Below are 15483 nucleotides of genomic sequence, written 5' to 3' on the forward strand. Positions count from 1 at the left end.
CCGCACAGTGGACCGTGGGTGCCAGCCGGCACCCGGCCTTCCCTGCGCCCTCTGACGGAGGAGGGTGGACGAGACGAAGCAAAGCTCGGGCGAGCCAAGCCGCGAGGGCGCGAAGCTGTGCCTGCGACGAAAATCACATTCCGCACGGTGCCGGCGCCGCGCCGGAGACAGCAAGCCGCGCCGATCTATGAATGCCGGTTCATTGCTGCGGAGAATTCGAATCGATAAGAATTGGCTCGTTGCGCGTCTCGCGTCGTGCAACGCGCCGGAGGCGGATCGATCGCGTCTTGAACCTTTCGATTGCGCCTCCGACGAATCCTTCGAGGCAACGCCATTGGTTGCCGCGGCGCCTGCGCCGATCGACGTCAGGCACCGAAAGCCCGTTTCGATCGGGGGAATTTCATATGAAGTATTTTCTGTCTGCACTGATCGCGGTCGGTCTATCGATGGCCGCCGCGCCGTCTTTCGCGGCCGACGCGCGCAACGTCACTGTCGTCAACGAGACCGGTTATGCGATCAAATTCCTGGGCTTCAACGCCCCGGACGATGGCATGGACGAATGGGACAACGAGCTGGACAAGGTTTTGCAGAACCAGGCGAGCACCTATGTCGAGTTCGACGATGACGACGAGGGATGCGTCTGGAACGTCCGCGTCGACTGGCAGAACTATGACGAGACCGTGCTCTGGAAGAACGTCAACCTCTGCAAGTTCACCGCGCTTCGGCTGCGCTACGATTCCGGCACCAAGACCACTTCGTTCGTCGCCGAGTAACTTGACCTGAGACCAGGCGGAGGAGGGGCCACGCGCCCTTCCTCGCCGCAATGTGCGAGATGGCGAATTCGTCCTTTGCAAGCGCAAGCGGCTTTGTTATACGCAGCCGCGCGCGAACGACGGGTTCGCCCTTTTCCTCGGTAGCTCAGCGGTAGAGCATCCGACTGTTAATCGGATGGTCGCTGGTTCGAATCCAGCCCGGGGAGCCAAATTCCGCTTCATCTTCAATAACTTGCGTCCAGACTCTAATCTGGCGTGCGATCTCGTTGCGGCAAATTCTCAATTAGATGTGTACCGTGACGAGCCCGTATCCTCCGCGGCGACGCCAAAACGACTCAATTGAAATCGAGCTTCCAGAGGCCGGTCCTTTACGGAGCTGATTCCCATGCGAGACATCCAGGTCGACCGTTCCCCGCTGGCTCCCTCCATTCTGCCGGCGGACATCCCCGAACTCAGCGACGACGAATGCCTCGCCTGTCTGGCGCGCGCGGTCGAGACCCACGATTCGGCACGGCTGGATGAAGTCGCCGCCTTGATCGGCCGCCTCGCCGTCACGATCGAATAGGCCGGCTGACCCTGGACGTTGCGAGTTGCGGAAAGGCCCGGTTCGCTGGGCCAAAGCCATGTTGCGTTTTCGCAGGGCCTGTTCCAAAGATGCCGCCAACTTTCGTCCGCGGCATCGTCCGCCTTGCAGGGTCCGCAAATGTCCGTTTTCTCGACGGCGCGCCTAAAAATGGTCGATGGCCAGGTGCGCACCAGTGACGTTACCGACCGTCGTGTTCTCGACGCCATGCTCACGGTTCCGCGCGAGGCCTTCGTGCCGGCCAGCCGGCAGGCATTGGCCTATCTCGACCTCGATCTCGACGTCAGCGAGGGCGGCGCCCAGCGGTTCCTGATCAAGCCGCAGCTGACCGGCAAGCTGCTCCAGGCCGCCGAGATCGGCGAGGATGACAACGTGCTGGTCGTCGGCTGCGCCACGGGCTATCTCGCTGCGCTGACCGCCAAGCTCGCCCGCCAGGTCACCGCGACGGAATGCGATTCGGCTTTGGCGGCGAAGGCCAAGGACGCCTTCGCCGGCCTCGGGCTCGCCAACGTGACCTGCAAGGCCACGGCCTGCCCCGAGGGTGATGTCGCTGCTGGCCCCTATGATGTGATCGTCCTCAACGGCGCCACCGAGGTGACGCCGGCAGGGCTGCTCGGGCAGCTCAAGGAGGGTGGGCGCCTGTTGGGGGTTTCGGCCGAATCCAGGCCGCCGCGCGCCATGATCGTGACCCATACCCACGGCGAATTCGGCCATCGGGCGCTGTTCGATGCCGCGGCCCCGGTCCTTCCCGGGCTGGAACGGGCCGCCGCCTTCGTCTTCTGACGGCCCGATAGCGGCTTTAGCCCGTTAAAATCCCGTTCTGAATCAGAAGTGTGGCCGGGATGCTGCACGTGAAGAGTTTCCACTGAGAACCACCCTCAGGTAGTTCCGTCGCGCTTGACCGCGTCCTATGTTGCGACGGGGCAACGACTCCACTCGTAGACGGTAACCCAGCTCGCGGGCACGAGCCGGGCGTTAGAATGAACGGAATTTTTGGATGCATGGGGTGAAGCTCTTCACCGGAGCAGCGGTTTCGGTCCTGCTGCTGGCGCTTGTCGCGCCGACGCCTGCCTTGGCGGATACGATCGAGGCTGCGCTGGTGCGCGCCTATCAGAACAATCCGCAGCTCAATGCGCAGCGCGCCCAGGTGCGCTCGACTGACGAGAACGTGCCGCAGGCGCTGTCGGGTTATCGGCCCAAGGTCGGGGTCAACCTCAGCACCGGCTATCAATATCAGGACATTCAGCAGCAGCAGAAGGGCCTGCCGATCCATAGCGACCCGCCCCTTCAGCCCAACAGCGCCAGCCTGACCATCAACCAGACGCTCTACAACGGCAATCAGACCGCCAACAGGACGCGCGTGGCGGAGAGCCAGGTCTCGGGATCCCGCGAGGCGTTGCGCGTGCTCGAGCAGACGGTCCTGTTGCAGGCTGCCACCAGCTACATGGATTATCTTCGTGACTCCGCCACCCTCGAAGTTCAGCGCAGCAACGTGCGCGTGCTCGAACAGACGCTCAAGCAGACCCGCGATCGCTTCAATGTCGGCGAAGTGACGCGCACGGACGTGGCGCAATCCGAAGCGCAGCTCGCGGCCGGCAGGACCCAGGCACTGACTGCCGAATCGAATCTCACAACGACGCGCGCGAATTTCCGCCGGATCATCGGCAATGAGCCGACGAACCTTGCGCCGGGCTCGCCCGTCGATCGTTTCCTGCCCGGGACGCTCGCCTCCGCCGTCGGTCTCAGCCTGGTGGAGAACCCCAACGTCACGGCCTCGATGTTCGGCATCGATGTCAATTATCTTCAGGTCAAGATCAACGAAGGCGCGCTGCTGCCGACCCTCACGGTTCAGGCTGGCATCACCCAGTCATACCAGCAGACCCTGACGGTCTTCCGAACGACGACCGCTTCCGCCATCGCGACCGCCTCCGTGCCGATCTATCAGGGCGGCGCTGAATATGCGCTCATCCGCCAATCGAAAGAGAACCTGGCGCAGCAGCGCCTGAATCTCGAAACCACCCGCGATCAGACCCGCGCCAACGTCGTGCAGGCCTGGGGCCAGTTGGAAGCCGGCAAGGCGCAGGTGCAATCTGCGCAGGCGCAGGTCACGGCCTCCGAGATCGCGCTGAACGGCGTGCGCGAAGAAGCGAAGGCCGGCCAGCGCACCACGCTGGACGTGCTCAACGCGCAGCAGGCACTGGTCAACGCGCGCGTGGCGCTCGTCACGGCCCAGCATGACCGCGTGGTGGCTTCCTATTCGGTGCTCAATGCGGTCGGCCGTCTCGCGCCGCAAGTCCTCGGCCTCAACACCACGGTCTACGATCCCAGCGTCCACTACCAGCAGGTTCGCGACAGCTGGGCCGGCGTACGCACGCCTGACGGACGCTAGAGTCCCGTAGTCATCCGGTCGGCCTCGCAAATAGCCGAGGCCGACCGGTGCTTTGCTTGCAATCAGCAAAATCCCTGACATAGCCTTGCCAAGAAGATGCGGGTCGATTCGCTCTGCATCCGATGCCGTGTGCGTAAAGCATGAGTGCCGAGGGCAGGGGCGCACCGCTGCACGTTGAGCCGTCATCTGGGGACAAGTCGGGCTGCCGTGACGAAAATGTCGGGCCACCCATCCGGAACCGGCCAATCCTGTCGTGCTTGGTGTAAAACAACGCATGCGAGGGCGTTGATGATGTGGAGTCGGAGATGACGCAGCCTGCAAAGGTCACAGAACCCTCGATGGAGGAGATTCTGGCCTCGATCCGGCGCATCATTGCCGACGACGAGGCCAAGCCGCCGCCGGCGGATGCTGCCAAGCCCGAGAAAGCTGCCGCCCCCGCCGCGCCGCCGAAGCCGCAGGCGATCAACGATATTCCGCCATCCAAGGTCGCGCCGCCCAAACCGGCCGCCGAGAAGCCCGCACCGGCTCCGGCCGCAAAGCCGGCAGCGCCGCCGGCCCCCGCACCCGAGGCGGATGCATCCAACAATCAGGACGACATCGACGCGCTACTGGCGGGCCTCGACACGGCCACCGCTGCGCCGGAAATCCGCGCTCCCGAGCCGGAGCCCGAACCTGAGCCCGACGTGCTGGAATTGACCGACGATATGGCGCTGGCGATGGAGCCAACGCCGTCTCCGCCGCCGCCGAGCTTCCGCAAGGTCGAGCCGCGCGACGATCTCGAATTCGCCGAATCGCCACCGCCGCGTCCGACGCCGGCATCCTATGCGCCGGTGGACTTCGATGCGCCGCCACTGCCGCCCCAACAGCCGATCCTGGCGCAATCGACGGTCTCCGCGGTCGAATCCGCCTTCAATTCCCTGGCCCACACGGTGCTCAGCAGCAATGCGCGAACCCTGGAGGATCTGGTCAAGGAGATGCTGCGTCCGATGCTGAAATCCTGGCTGGATGACAATTTGCCCGGCCTCGTCGAACGCATCGTGAAGGCCGAAATCGAGCGGGTATCGCGCGGCGGCAGGTAAATCAGGCCGCAGAGCCCTCATAAGGCCCTGCTTGTGCGTCATATTCGGTCTTCCGACCGGACCCGGAAAGCTTTGTTGCCGCCTGGCTTTCCGTTGACTTGTCCGTTGACTTGGACCCCGTGCGCGGCTTTCTAACAGCGCCATGATCGAGAAAAATTACCAGCCCGCCGATATCGAAGCCCGCATGTCCGTCGTGTGGGAGGACAGCCTTGCCTTCAAGGCCGGCCGCCCGGACCGTCGCGACGCAGTGCCCTTTACCATCGTGATCCCGCCGCCGAACGTGACGGGCTCGCTGCACATGGGCCACGCGCTCAACAACACGCTCCAGGACATCCTGTGCCGGTTCGAGCGCATGCGCGGTCGCGACGTGCTGTGGCAGCCCGGCACCGACCATGCCGGCATCGCCACCCAGATGGTGGTCGAGCGGCAGCTGATGGAGCGCCAGCAGCCCAGCCGTCGCGAGATGGGCCGCGAGAAGTTTCTGGAGCGGGTCTGGCAGTGGAAGGCCGAGAGCGGCGACACCATCATCAACCAGCTCAAGCGGCTCGGCGCCTCCTGCGACTGGTCGCGCGAACGCTTCACCATGGACGAGGGCCTCTCCAAGGCCGTGGTCAAGGTGTTCGTCGAGCTGCACCGCGACGGCCTGATCTACAAGGACAAGCGGCTGGTGAACTGGGACACCAAGCTGCTCACCGCGATCTCCGATCTCGAAGTGCAGCAGACCGAGGTCAAGGGCAGCCTCTGGTACCTGCGCTATCCGATCGAGGGCAAGACTTTCAACCCCGAGGATCCCTCGAGCTTCATCGTCGTTGCCACCACGCGCCCGGAGACCATGCTCGGCGATACCGGCGTCGCCGTGCATCCCGAAGACGAACGCTATCAGAAGCTGGTCGGCAAGAACGTGATCCTGCCGCTGGTCGGCCGCAAGATCCGGATCGTCGCCGACGATTATTCCGATCCGGAGAAGGGCTCGGGCGCGGTCAAGGTGACACCGGCGCACGACTTCAACGACTTCGAGGTCGGCAATCGCCATGGCCTCGCCCGGATCAGCGTCATCGACAAGGAAGGTTGCCTCGATCTCCTCGACAACGAGGATTATCTGCGCGACCTGCCGGAAGGTGCCGCGCAGTTCGCCGAGGAGTTCAACAAGCTCGATCGCTTTGCAGCGCGCAAGCGCATCGTCGAGCGGCTGGAATCGTTCGGCTTCGTCGAGCGGATCGAGCCCCACACCCACATGGTGCCGCATGGCGACCGCTCCGGCACGGTGATCGAGCCCTATCTCACCGACCAATGGTATGTCGACGCCAAGACGCTGGCGAAGCCCGCGATGGCCGCAGTGCGGTCGGGCGAAACCACCTTCGTACCGAAGAATTGGGAAAAGACCTATTTCGAGTGGATGGAGAACATCCAGCCCTGGTGCATCTCGCGCCAGCTCTGGTGGGGCCACCAGATTCCGGCCTGGTACGGTCCTGACGGCAAGGTGTTCGTCGCCGAGACCGAAGAGGAGGCCGTCAGCCACGCCCTCGGCTATTACGTCGAGCAGGAAGTCATCACGGTCGAGCAGGGCCGCGAGATGGCGCTCGACCGCAACAAGCGTGACGGCTTCATCACGCGCGACGAGGACGTGCTCGACACCTGGTTCTCCTCGGCGCTGTGGCCGTTCTCGACCCTCGGCTGGCCCGCGGACGCGCCGGAAGTGCAGCGCTACTACCCGACCAACGCGCTGGTGACGGGCTTCGACATCATCTTCTTCTGGGTCGCCCGCATGATGATGATGGGCCTGCACTTCATGAAGGAGGTGCCGTTCTCGACGATCTACATCCACGCCCTCGTCCGTGACGAGAAGGGCGCCAAGATGTCGAAGTCGAAGGGCAACGTCATCGATCCGCTCAGCCTGATCGACCAATATGGCGCGGACGCGCTGCGCTTCACGCTGGCCGCGATGGCCGCGCAGGGGCGCGACATCAAGCTCGCCACCAGCCGGGTCGAGGGCTATCGCAATTTCGCGACCAAGCTCTGGAATGCGTCGCGCTTTGCGGAGATGAACCATTGCGCCGTGCCGGAGGGTTTCGAGCCGGCGAAGGCGAAGGAGACGCTGAACCGCTGGATCGCGCATGAGAGTGCGCACACCACGCGCGAGGTGACCGAGGCGATCGAGGCCTATCGCTTCAACGACGCCGCCGGCAGCATCTACCGCTTCGTCTGGAACGTCTATTGCGACTGGTATCTCGAGCTCGCAAAACCCGTGCTGCTCGGTCCCGACAGCCCTGCCAAGGCCGAGACCCGCGCCATGGTGGCATGGGCGCGCGACGAGATCCTGAAGCTGCTGCACCCCTTCATGCCCTTCATCACCGAGGAGCTGTGGGAGGTGACGGCCAAGCGCGACGGTCTGCTCGCGCTGGCACCGTGGCCGCTGAAGCCGGCCGGGCCGACGCCGGAGCAGCTTGCGATGCTCGCGGCGACGACGGGGCCGACCGACGCGCTCGTCTCGCCGGTTTGGGTACTGCCGATCTTCGACCACGCCGACTTCACCGATCCCGCGGCCGAGGCCGAGATCGGCTGGGTGATCGATCTCGTCACGCAGATCCGTTCGGTGCGCGCCGAGATGAACATTCCACCGGCGACCCTGACTGCGCTGGTGCTCGCGAGTGCCTCGGCCGAAACGAAGGAGCGCGCGCCGCGCTGGAGCGACGTCATCAAGCGCATGGCGCGGCTGTCGGACATCTCCTTCGCCGACCGTGCGCCCGACGGCGCGGTCCAGCTCCTGGTGCGAGGTGAGGTGGCTGCGCTGCCGCTGAAGGGCGTGATCGACGTCGCCGCCGAGCGCACGCGTCTCGACAAGGAAATCGGGAAGGCCGATTCCGACATCAAACGCGCGGAGTCCAAGCTGGCGAACGAGAAATTCGTCGCCAATGCGGCCGAGGAGGTCGTCGAGGAGGAGCGCGAAAAGCGCGAGGCTGCGCTCGCCCGCAAGGCCAAGCTGCTCGAGGCGTTGGAGCGGCTGAAGCAGGCCTTGTAGGCTTATTTCGGAAACGGCTTGCTGAGGAATTTCGAACCCCTGACGCCATAGCGCCAGGGCAGCTCGACGGCCTTGGTGATGCCGATCCGGATTCCGGCCACGACCTCCAGATCCTCCGTCCGCGCATGCAGCGCGATCGGCGGACGGTCCAGGGACAAGGCATTGTGCGCGATGGTGATGCCGAGCGCTTCTGTCAACTTGCCCGGGCCCGAGCACAACGCGTGCAAATCCTGGAGATGGCGGCGGCGGCGCATCGCAGCCAAGCCGTGGGTCGGCTCCAACGCGCGGATCAGCACGGCGCTGGCCGAGCCTTCTTCCTCGCAGACGAAGTTCACGCACCAGTGGATGCCGTAGGAGCGGTAGACATAGGCAAAGCCGGGCGGGCCGAACATCACCTGGTTCCGCGGCGTGGGGCCATTGTAGGAGTGTGCCGCCGGCTCGGTATGATGATAGGCCTCGACCTCGACGATGATCCCGCCGACGCCGTCGACAAGCATGGTCGCACCGATCAAGTCGGGCGCGACCTCGTGGACGCTGCGCGCGAAAAAGGCACGCTTCAGCGCTTTGCCAAGCCGGGGTGTGGAGGGTTTCGAGACTGGAGCCATTCGAGGTGAGAATCGCCAGAGAACAGAGCAGGATATTGCCCATATCTGCCATGTTCCCTGAAGCGGGGCGAGCCGGGTTGCGATGCCCGGCCAGACCGACTAGGTAGGACTTGGTCAGACCGGACACCCCATGGTCGTTATTGTCGATACCATCTCGAACCCGCTGCGCCCACGTCACCCCGAAAAGGTGAATCGGCCCGATTCCGCTTCGCCGCCGAAGCCGGACTGGATCCGCGTACGCGCCCCCAACACCCGCGGCTATGCCGACACCCGCAACATCGTGCGCGCCAACGGCCTGCATACGGTGTGCGAGGAGGCGGGCTGCCCGAATATCGGCGAGTGCTGGGACAAGAAGCACGCGACCTTCATGATCATGGGCGACACCTGCACCCGCGCCTGTGCCTTTTGCAACGTCAAGACCGGCATGCCGAACGCGCTCGACGCGGCCGAGCCGCACAACGTCGGCGAGGCCGTGGCCAAGCTCGGGCTTGCCCATGTCGTCATCACCTCCGTCGACCGCGACGATCTCACTGACGGCGGCGCCGAGCATTTCGCCCAGACCATCCGCGCGATCCGCGCCGCGTGCCCCTCGACCACGATCGAGATCCTGACGCCCGATTTCCTGCGCAAGGAGGGGGCGCTGGAGGTCGTCGTCGCGGCGAAGCCCGACGTGTTCAACCACAATCTCGAGACCGTGCCGTCGTGCTATCTCACGGTGCGGCCAGGCGCGCGCTATTTCCATTCGATACGGCTGCTGCAGCGGGTCAAGGAGCTCGATCCCACCATCTTCACCAAGTCCGGCATCATGGTCGGGCTCGGTGAGGAGCGCCACGAGGTGCAGCAGGTGATGGACGATCTGCGTTCCGCCGACGTCGATTTCCTGACCATCGGGCAATATCTCCAGCCGACCCGCAAGCATCACGCCGTGATGCGCTACGTGCCGCCGGACGAGTTTTCGTCCTACGAGAAGGTCGCCTACACCAAGGGCTTCCTGATGGTGTCGGCGAGCCCGCTCACCCGTTCGTCGCATCATGCCGGCGAGGATTTTGCGAAACTGAAGGCCGCGCGGGCAGCAAGCGCCCGCTGAATCGCCATGCCCAATTTTTCGAGCAAGCGCCGTGTCGATCACAGCGCGTCCGAGATGTTTGATCTGGTCGCCGACGTCGAGCGCTACCCGGAGTTCGTGCCGCTGTGCAGCGCGCTGAAGGTCCGTCAGCGCATGGCGAAACCCGACGGCACCGAGGTGCTGGTCGCGGACATGACGGTGTCGTTCAAGCTGGTCAGGGAATCCTTCACCAGCCGCGTGACGCTCGACCGCGCCAATTTGAAGATCCTGGTCGAATATCTGCAAGGTCCCTTCAGCAATCTGGAAAACCGCTGGACGTTCGAGTCCAAAGGCGAGAGCGTTTGCGACGTCGGTTTCTTCCTCGCCTACGAGTTCAAGAGCCGCATGCTGGCGCTCCTGATGGGCTCGATGTTCGACGCCGCGTTCGCGCGATTTTCCATCGCGTTCGAGAAGCGGGCGGATGCGATCTACGGACGGCGGAAGCTGGCGTCGTCGTAGTGGTGCTACGAGCCCGTCTCAATCCACCGCCTTCACGATATCCGGCGGCTGCGAGGCATAATACGCTGCGGCCTGCTCGATTTCCTGCGGGGTCATCGCACGCGCGATGTTGCGCATTTGCTGACTGATATCGTTGCGGCGCTCGCCTGAGGCGAAGGCCTGCAGCTGCGCCTTCATGTAGGCTTCGGACTGGCCTTCGAGCCACGGGCTGCCGGTCTTGTTGTCGAGACTGCCGTGGCAGGCGCCGCAGGGCGCGATGCCGCGCATCGGTGCGCCGTAGATCACAATGTTTGGCTTGGGCAATTGCGGCGTCGGGTGATAGGCCGGCAGTCGCGGCAGGTAAGCGTAATAGTTCGAGAGATCCGCGATCTCCTGGTCCGTCAAATTGACGGCGAACGGCGACATCACGGCGTTGGCGCGCGCGCCGGTGCGGAAATCATGCAGCTCCTTGTAGATCACGGCCGCGTACTGGCCGGCGAGATTGGGCGAATCCGCGCGGCTGACACCGGTCGGACCGTGACAAATCGCGCAACGCTGCGCCAGCGTGGCGCCGCGCCCGATCGCCTCCTGGCTCGGGCGTGACAGCGTGTTCGACGTCAGCACGACCCCCGACAGGCGCTTGCTCTGCTCTGGCGCAGTCACGCTCGCTGCGCGTTGCGGCACACCGGCAGCGCTGCAGATCGCGTCCCAGACGTCGGCGAACTGAACCCAGGGCTGCGCAAAGGGCAGCACGATGAAACCCGCAATCGCCGTCACGACGAAGATCGCGGCCGTGATGCCGACACTCGTCTTGAAATGACGATTGGTGAGGGTGAAGAGCTCACGCGCACTCATCACTGCGCTCCCACATAGACGGCCGGCACCGACGTGCCCTCGCTCAGCGCCAGATTCAGGATCGGATAGCCGTAATTGGTGAGGGTGAGCGCGATCATCAGCGCCACCCACAGCGCGTGAGTGTTGAGCGCGACGGGGACCGTTGTGGGCTGGTGCACCGCCAACGCGAAGCGATAGGGGCCGGCGTCGACCCGCGGCGCGCGCATGCCGCGAGCCAGGACAACGATGAATAGGATGCCCGACACCAGCAGGATGAAGCCGCCGATGGCCGAGAGGGTGACCGAGAGGGCCTGCGGCGCGATCGCGGGATCGCCGAAGTCGAAATAGGCCATGCGGCGCGGCATGCCGAGAATACCGACCCAGTGCCAGGGAAAGGTCGTGACGATCATGCCGATGAACCACAGCCAGAGCTGGGTGCGGATCAGGCGGACATCGATCAGCTCGCGTCCTGTCAGATGCGGCCACAGATCGTAGGCGATCGCAAAATACATGATCACGATGGCGCCGCCGAAGATCAGGTGGAAATGGCCGGTGATCCACTGCGTGTTGTGGATCGACGCATCGAGCTGATAGCTCATGTTGATGAGGCCGCCGGCGCCGCCGAAGCCGAGCATGACGAATGAAAAGGCCAGCGCCAGCATCATCGGATTGTCCCAGGGCAGGGCCCTGATCCAGCCGAACATGCCGCGGCCGCCGCGCAGGCGCGCCGCGATCTCGACGGAGGCGCAGATCGTGAACACGGTCAGCAGCGTAGGCAGCGCGACCAGCGCCGTGAAAGCCGAATGGATGAACTTGAAGCCGGCGCCGACCTGCGGATCCGCGAAGGTGTGGTGCATGCCGATCGGCATCGCCACCACCAGGAACAGGATGAAGGAAATCCGCGCCATGCTGTCGGAATAGATACGGCCGCCGATGGCGCGCGGCACGATGGTGTAATAGGCGATGTAGGTCGGCATCAGCCAGAAATAGACGATGGCGTGCAGCGTCCAGGAGAAGAACACGCGCGCAAGGCCGGCGTCGATGGTGGCCTTCAGCCCCGCCGCGACCGGAATGATGTGAAGCAGCAGCTCGAGCGCTGCGCCGACCGCGGTCCAGGCCCACAGATACGAGCCCGCGACATTGGCGAACATCGCCAGCGGCACCGGCGCGCCGGGATGGGCCTTGCGCCAGACGCGCAGATTGAGCGACATCAGCGCGACCCAGATCCAGGAGCCGACCACGACCAGCACGACGCCGAGGTAGTAGAAGACGTTTCCGATCAGCGGCGGGTAGAAGGTGTAGAGCACCGAGGCGCGGCCGAGCCCGACCGGGACCATCGCCATGATCGCGCCGACCACAATCAGCCAGAATCCGGCCCAGGCCCAGCGCACGCCGACCAGCCGCTGCTCCAGCGCGGACTCGCTGATGGCATAGCCAAAGCCCATCGCGACCAGCGTCGGGAAGACATAGCCCATCACCGTGCCGTGCGCGGTCAGCGAGCGGTAATAGAGCTCGGGATTGGACAGCCATGTGCCGATCGGGCTGCGGATGAACATCTGCCAGGCGCCGAGCGTGAGCGCGATGCCGAATACCGCGAAGGCCAGCCAGAAATGGGCGAGGATGAGCTTTCTATTGACCAACACAGCTCAGCCTCCCGCCACCCTTCGCGCGGTTCGCGAAGTCCGTCTTGTCGATCACCTTGACCTTGCCCCACATGCCCTCGTGGCCGAAGGAGCAAAACTCCTGGCAAGGCATCAGATAGTCGCCGCTCTTCGTAAAGCGCATGAGCTGCTCGGAGATGTAGCCCGGCACCAGCATGGTGTTGACATTGGTGCCCTGGATCAGGATGCCGTGGACGACATCGGCGCTGGTGGCGCGCAGCGTGATCGGCGTGTCCACGGGCACCACGATGCAGGCCGGCGTGAACGAATATTGCTGGCCGATCGCGCGCACGGTGACATTGCCGTTGGCTTCCAGCACGCTGCCGAGATTGCTTTCGACGAACTCGCCAGTCAGATGCAGCCGCGAGGGATCGGTGGTCTCGACGCGCGGTTGCGGCATGGTCGCGCGATGGATACCGGCAAATGCCGCCAGCAGCGCCATCATCACGACGATGATCACGGCGATGGTGGCCCAGCGCCGCTCGACGCGGGCTGCAACCTCGGCGCTGGCGCTGCCGTTGCTGTGGGCTCCCTCGACGCTCATTGCAGCGAGCCGCGCGGCAGGAACACGAACAGATAGAAAGCGAACCACATCGCGACCACGCAGGCTGTTGCGATGCCGGCGACCACGATCGCGCCGGACGGGCCCTGCGCCACGACCTCCTCGATGGCCTGGTCGGCGGCGGCTGGGCTGGTTGGCGGATCGGAGTTGAACATGGGGCCCTCAGTTCAGCGGTGCCGAGCGCAGCTCGTTGGCCTCGCGCGCCGAGACCGGCGTGCCACGATTGCCCCAGGCGGTGCGGATGTAGGAGACGACGGCGGCGACCTCGTTGTCGGAGAGGAGGCCGGCGAAGGGCGGCATGCCGTAGGGCATGGGATTGCCCTTGGTGCCCGGCGGATAACCGCCATTGAGCACCATGCGGATCGGGTTGACCGCCGACTGCATCTCGATCGACTGGTTGTTGGCGAGCGGCGGCCAGTGCGGCGGCTTGCCCTCGCCCTGCGCACCATGACAGCTCGCGCAGTTCTTGTCGTAGACGGTCTTGCCAAGGCTGATCAGAAGGCTGCTCTCGCTGGTCGGCAGCGCCGAGCTTGCGGCCGGCGGAGGCGAGGGCTCCGCGATGCCCTTGAGGTACACGGCCATCGCCCTGGTGTCCGCGTCATCGAGATATTGCAGGCTGTTGTGCACGACCTCGGCCATGGGACCGTAGACCACGCCACGCATGGAGACGCCGGTCTGCAGCAGATCCGTGATGTCCTTGATGCTCCAGTCGCCGAGCCCGGCCTCACGGTTCGACGTCAGCGAGGGCGCGTACCAGTTCTGCATCGGGATCAGGCCGCCTTTGAACGCGTCGGATTGCGAGGTGCCGCCGAGCGCGTTGATCGGCGAATGGCACATGCCGCAATGGCCGAGGCCCTCGACCAGATAGGCGCCGCGATTCCATTCCGCTGATTTCTTCGGATCGGGCTTGAACTCGCCCTCGCTGAAGAACAGAGTGCGCCAGCCGAGAATAAGCTGGCGGTTGTCGTAAGGGAAACGCAATTCGTGCGGCTTGTTCTTCTGGTTCACCGGCGCGATCGAGCGCAGATAGGCGAAGATCGCGTCGCTGTCCGCGCGCGTGACCTTGGTGTAGGACGCAAACGGCATCGCGGGGTAGATCAGTCCGCCATCCGGGAAGCGGCCGCTGTGCATGGTCTTGTAGAAGTCCTCGGCACTCCACTTGCCGATGCCGGTCTCCGGATCGGGCGTGATGTTGGAGGTGTACAGCGTGCCGAACGGTGTCGGCATGGCACGGCCGCCGGCAAACAGACGTCCTTCCGGCGCGGTGTGGCAGGCGGTGCAGTCGCCGGCACGAGCCAGATATTCCCCACGCGCGATGATGTCGCTAGTCTTGTCCTTGTCCTGCGCTGCCGCTGCCGTGGTGAACGCGGCGAGGGCGAGCAACTTGATCGACAGGAGCTTGATCGACAATTTGAAGCCCATCATCCGCCTCGTCAGTTGGGCTGGCTGCCGCAGCCGAAGGGCAGCGCGTAGGTGCCATTCGGTACGGGAGCCGGATTCGCTGGCGCCGGCCGCGTCGCGAGCCAGGCCGCGACAGCGGTGACGTCGGCCTCGGTCAGATGACCGGCAACGAGCTGCATGCAGTCGGGCGACTTCGCGGTGCGGGTGCCATAACGCCAGCCGCCGAGCTGGGCGCTGATGTAATTGGCGCGCAAGCCGAGCAGGCCGGGGATGCCGGGCTGCATCCCCGTCAGTCCAGGGCCATGGCAGCTGACGCAAGCCGGAATGTTGCGGCCGGCATCGCCGCTGGTGGCGAGCAGCTCACCGTGCGCGAGGACGTCCTTGCTGACTTCGCTCGGCGCCGGCGGTGGCAGCGGCGGGTGCTCGCTGGCAAAATATTCCGCCATCGCCTCCAGATAGGGATCGGGCAGGAACTCCAGCAGATAATTCATCGGCGGGTATTTGCGCCGGCCGTTGCGGAAAGCGAGCAGCTGGTTGTAGAGATAACCGGCCGGCTTGCCTGCGAGGCGCGGAAAATAGACGTCGCTGGTGCCTTCGCCCTTGTTACCATGACACGGCGTGCAGGCCTCCACCCGCGCCGCCATCGTATCCGGGGGCTGGTTGGCGGTTTGCGCGGCCGCACCATCAAAGGCGCTCAGGATGGCAATGGCGATTGCCGGAGCAGTGAAGCGAGCGAACACGCCGTCGCCCTCCAGAAAACAGGACCGGGTTGATTCCCGGCCGCAACGTAGCGGATCATTATTGCGCCAATAATTTTCCCACGCCAAGTTCAGACAGAAGCCACGACGTTTGGCCGCGGTTGATATCTGCGATCCCGATCGGATTCGACAAAGTTTGCGTGCTTTTTGAAAACTGGACATAACGCGGCGGCCTCGCGACAGTTTCTGCCCGAGTCTGCGTGTGCGTACGTCCTCCTCCGTCAGAGGGCGCAGGGAAGACCGGGTGCCGGCTGGCACCCACGGTCCACTGTGCGA

General features: G+C 64.5%; 15 protein-coding genes and 1 tRNA gene. 9 read left to right on the forward strand and 7 right to left on the reverse strand.

The window, feature by feature from the left end:
* The first annotated feature begins 404 nt into the window (after nt 1-404).
* From AC0L3J_RS36355 to AC0L3J_RS36385, 7 genes are all read left to right on the forward strand, one after another.
* On the forward strand, nt 405-773 hold the full coding sequence (locus AC0L3J_RS36355; RefSeq protein WP_456764393.1) for a hypothetical protein: 369 nt from the start codon (nt 405-407) through the stop codon (nt 771-773).
* A gap of 134 nt (nt 774-907) precedes the next feature.
* Nucleotides 908-982: transfer RNA gene (locus tag AC0L3J_RS36360), tRNA-Asn, on the forward strand.
* Nucleotides 983-1158: 176 nt separating this feature from the next.
* Nucleotides 1159-1338 (forward strand): hypothetical protein, encoded by a 180-nt coding sequence (locus tag AC0L3J_RS36365; protein WP_007591158.1) that lies wholly within the window; start codon nt 1159-1161, stop codon nt 1336-1338.
* Between the two features lie 138 nt (nt 1339-1476).
* Entirely contained in the window at nt 1477-2139 is a 663-nt protein-coding gene (locus AC0L3J_RS36370) for a protein-L-isoaspartate O-methyltransferase family protein (protein ID WP_473350286.1), read from the forward strand.
* 214 nt (nt 2140-2353) lie between these two features.
* Nucleotides 2354-3745: a TolC family outer membrane protein gene (locus AC0L3J_RS36375; protein WP_473350287.1), complete on the forward strand. Its 1392-nt coding sequence runs from the start codon at nt 2354-2356 to the stop codon at nt 3743-3745.
* Nucleotides 3746-4050: 305 nt separating this feature from the next.
* Nucleotides 4051-4824, forward strand: coding sequence for a PopZ family protein (locus AC0L3J_RS36380; RefSeq protein ID WP_027517931.1), 774 nt, complete (start codon nt 4051-4053; stop codon nt 4822-4824).
* Nucleotides 4825-4966: 142 nt separating this feature from the next.
* Entirely contained in the window at nt 4967-7843 is a 2877-nt protein-coding gene (locus tag AC0L3J_RS36385; protein ID WP_473350288.1) for a valine--tRNA ligase, read from the forward strand.
* 2 nt (nt 7844-7845) lie between these two features.
* Here the strand turns inward: AC0L3J_RS36385 and AC0L3J_RS36390 are convergent, their stop codons facing one another.
* Complete coding sequence (locus AC0L3J_RS36390) at nt 7846-8448, reverse strand: DNA-3-methyladenine glycosylase (RefSeq protein WP_473350289.1); 603 nt, start codon at nt 8446-8448, stop codon at nt 7846-7848.
* 130 nt (nt 8449-8578) lie between these two features.
* On the opposite strand from AC0L3J_RS36390, the gene lipA reads away from it, so the two are divergent.
* Together lipA and AC0L3J_RS36400 are read left to right on the forward strand one after the other, a co-directional pair.
* Nucleotides 8579-9535 (forward strand): lipoyl synthase, encoded by a 957-nt coding sequence (gene lipA / locus AC0L3J_RS36395; RefSeq protein WP_473350290.1) that lies wholly within the window; start codon nt 8579-8581, stop codon nt 9533-9535.
* Between the two features lie 6 nt (nt 9536-9541).
* A complete protein-coding gene (locus tag AC0L3J_RS36400; RefSeq protein WP_354210325.1) occupies nt 9542-10012 on the forward strand; it encodes a type II toxin-antitoxin system RatA family toxin in 471 nt (156 codons plus the stop codon).
* A gap of 18 nt (nt 10013-10030) precedes the next feature.
* On the opposite strand, the gene AC0L3J_RS36405 is transcribed toward AC0L3J_RS36400, so the two are convergent.
* Genes AC0L3J_RS36405 through AC0L3J_RS36430 form a run of 6 tightly spaced genes read right to left on the reverse strand, consistent with a single transcriptional unit; the run spans nt 10031 to nt 15189 of the window.
* Nucleotides 10031-10846: a c-type cytochrome gene (locus tag AC0L3J_RS36405; RefSeq protein ID WP_473350291.1), complete on the reverse strand. Its 816-nt coding sequence runs from the start codon at nt 10844-10846 to the stop codon at nt 10031-10033.
* Nucleotides 10846-12468 (reverse strand): b(o/a)3-type cytochrome-c oxidase subunit 1, encoded by a 1623-nt coding sequence (locus AC0L3J_RS36410; RefSeq protein ID WP_473350292.1) that lies wholly within the window; start codon nt 12466-12468, stop codon nt 10846-10848. The genes AC0L3J_RS36405 and AC0L3J_RS36410 overlap by 1 nt, the downstream gene beginning before the upstream one ends.
* Complete coding sequence (locus AC0L3J_RS36415) at nt 12455-13030, reverse strand: cytochrome C oxidase subunit II (RefSeq protein WP_473350293.1); 576 nt, start codon at nt 13028-13030, stop codon at nt 12455-12457. Before AC0L3J_RS36415 ends, AC0L3J_RS36410 begins: the two co-directional genes overlap by 14 nt.
* Nucleotides 13027-13203: a hypothetical protein gene (locus AC0L3J_RS36420; RefSeq protein ID WP_275172584.1), complete on the reverse strand. Its 177-nt coding sequence runs from the start codon at nt 13201-13203 to the stop codon at nt 13027-13029. The genes AC0L3J_RS36415 and AC0L3J_RS36420 overlap by 4 nt, the downstream gene beginning before the upstream one ends.
* Nucleotides 13204-13210: 7 nt before the next feature.
* Nucleotides 13211-14470: a cytochrome c gene (locus AC0L3J_RS36425; RefSeq protein ID WP_473350295.1), complete on the reverse strand. Its 1260-nt coding sequence runs from the start codon at nt 14468-14470 to the stop codon at nt 13211-13213.
* Between the two features lie 11 nt (nt 14471-14481).
* The gene (locus tag AC0L3J_RS36430) at nt 14482-15189 is read right to left on the reverse strand and encodes a c-type cytochrome (protein WP_473350294.1); all 708 of its coding nucleotides are present in this window, start codon (nt 15187-15189) and stop codon (nt 14482-14484) included.
* Nucleotides 15190-15483: the final 294 nt, after the last annotated feature.

Source organism: Bradyrhizobium sp. Kon37, from assembly GCF_055807535.1.

Excerpts from the sequence above, each read along its gene's own strand:
- AC0L3J_RS36355 (WP_456764393.1), top strand. The coding sequence starts at position 405 with ATGAAGTATTTTCTGTCTGCACTGATCGCGGTCGGTCTATCGATGGCC.
- AC0L3J_RS36365 (WP_007591158.1), top strand. The coding sequence starts at position 1,159 with ATGCGAGACATCCAGGTCGACCGTTCCCCGCTGGCTCCCTCCATTCTG.
- AC0L3J_RS36370 (WP_473350286.1), top strand. The coding sequence starts at position 1,477 with ATGTCCGTTTTCTCGACGGCGCGCCTAAAAATGGTCGATGGCCAGGTG.
- AC0L3J_RS36375 (WP_473350287.1), top strand. The coding sequence starts at position 2,354 with ATGCATGGGGTGAAGCTCTTCACCGGAGCAGCGGTTTCGGTCCTGCTG.
- AC0L3J_RS36380 (WP_027517931.1), top strand. The coding sequence starts at position 4,051 with ATGACGCAGCCTGCAAAGGTCACAGAACCCTCGATGGAGGAGATTCTG.
- AC0L3J_RS36385 (WP_473350288.1), top strand. The coding sequence starts at position 4,967 with ATGATCGAGAAAAATTACCAGCCCGCCGATATCGAAGCCCGCATGTCC.
- AC0L3J_RS36390 (WP_473350289.1), bottom strand. The coding sequence starts at position 8,448 with ATGGCTCCAGTCTCGAAACCCTCCACACCCCGGCTTGGCAAAGCGCTG.
- lipA (WP_473350290.1), top strand. The coding sequence starts at position 8,579 with ATGGTCGTTATTGTCGATACCATCTCGAACCCGCTGCGCCCACGTCAC.
- AC0L3J_RS36400 (WP_354210325.1), top strand. The coding sequence starts at position 9,542 with ATGCCCAATTTTTCGAGCAAGCGCCGTGTCGATCACAGCGCGTCCGAG.
- AC0L3J_RS36405 (WP_473350291.1), bottom strand. The coding sequence starts at position 10,846 with ATGAGTGCGCGTGAGCTCTTCACCCTCACCAATCGTCATTTCAAGACG.
- AC0L3J_RS36415 (WP_473350293.1), bottom strand. The coding sequence starts at position 13,030 with ATGAGCGTCGAGGGAGCCCACAGCAACGGCAGCGCCAGCGCCGAGGTT.
- AC0L3J_RS36420 (WP_275172584.1), bottom strand. The coding sequence starts at position 13,203 with ATGTTCAACTCCGATCCGCCAACCAGCCCAGCCGCCGCCGACCAGGCC.
- AC0L3J_RS36425 (WP_473350295.1), bottom strand. The coding sequence starts at position 14,470 with ATGGGCTTCAAATTGTCGATCAAGCTCCTGTCGATCAAGTTGCTCGCC.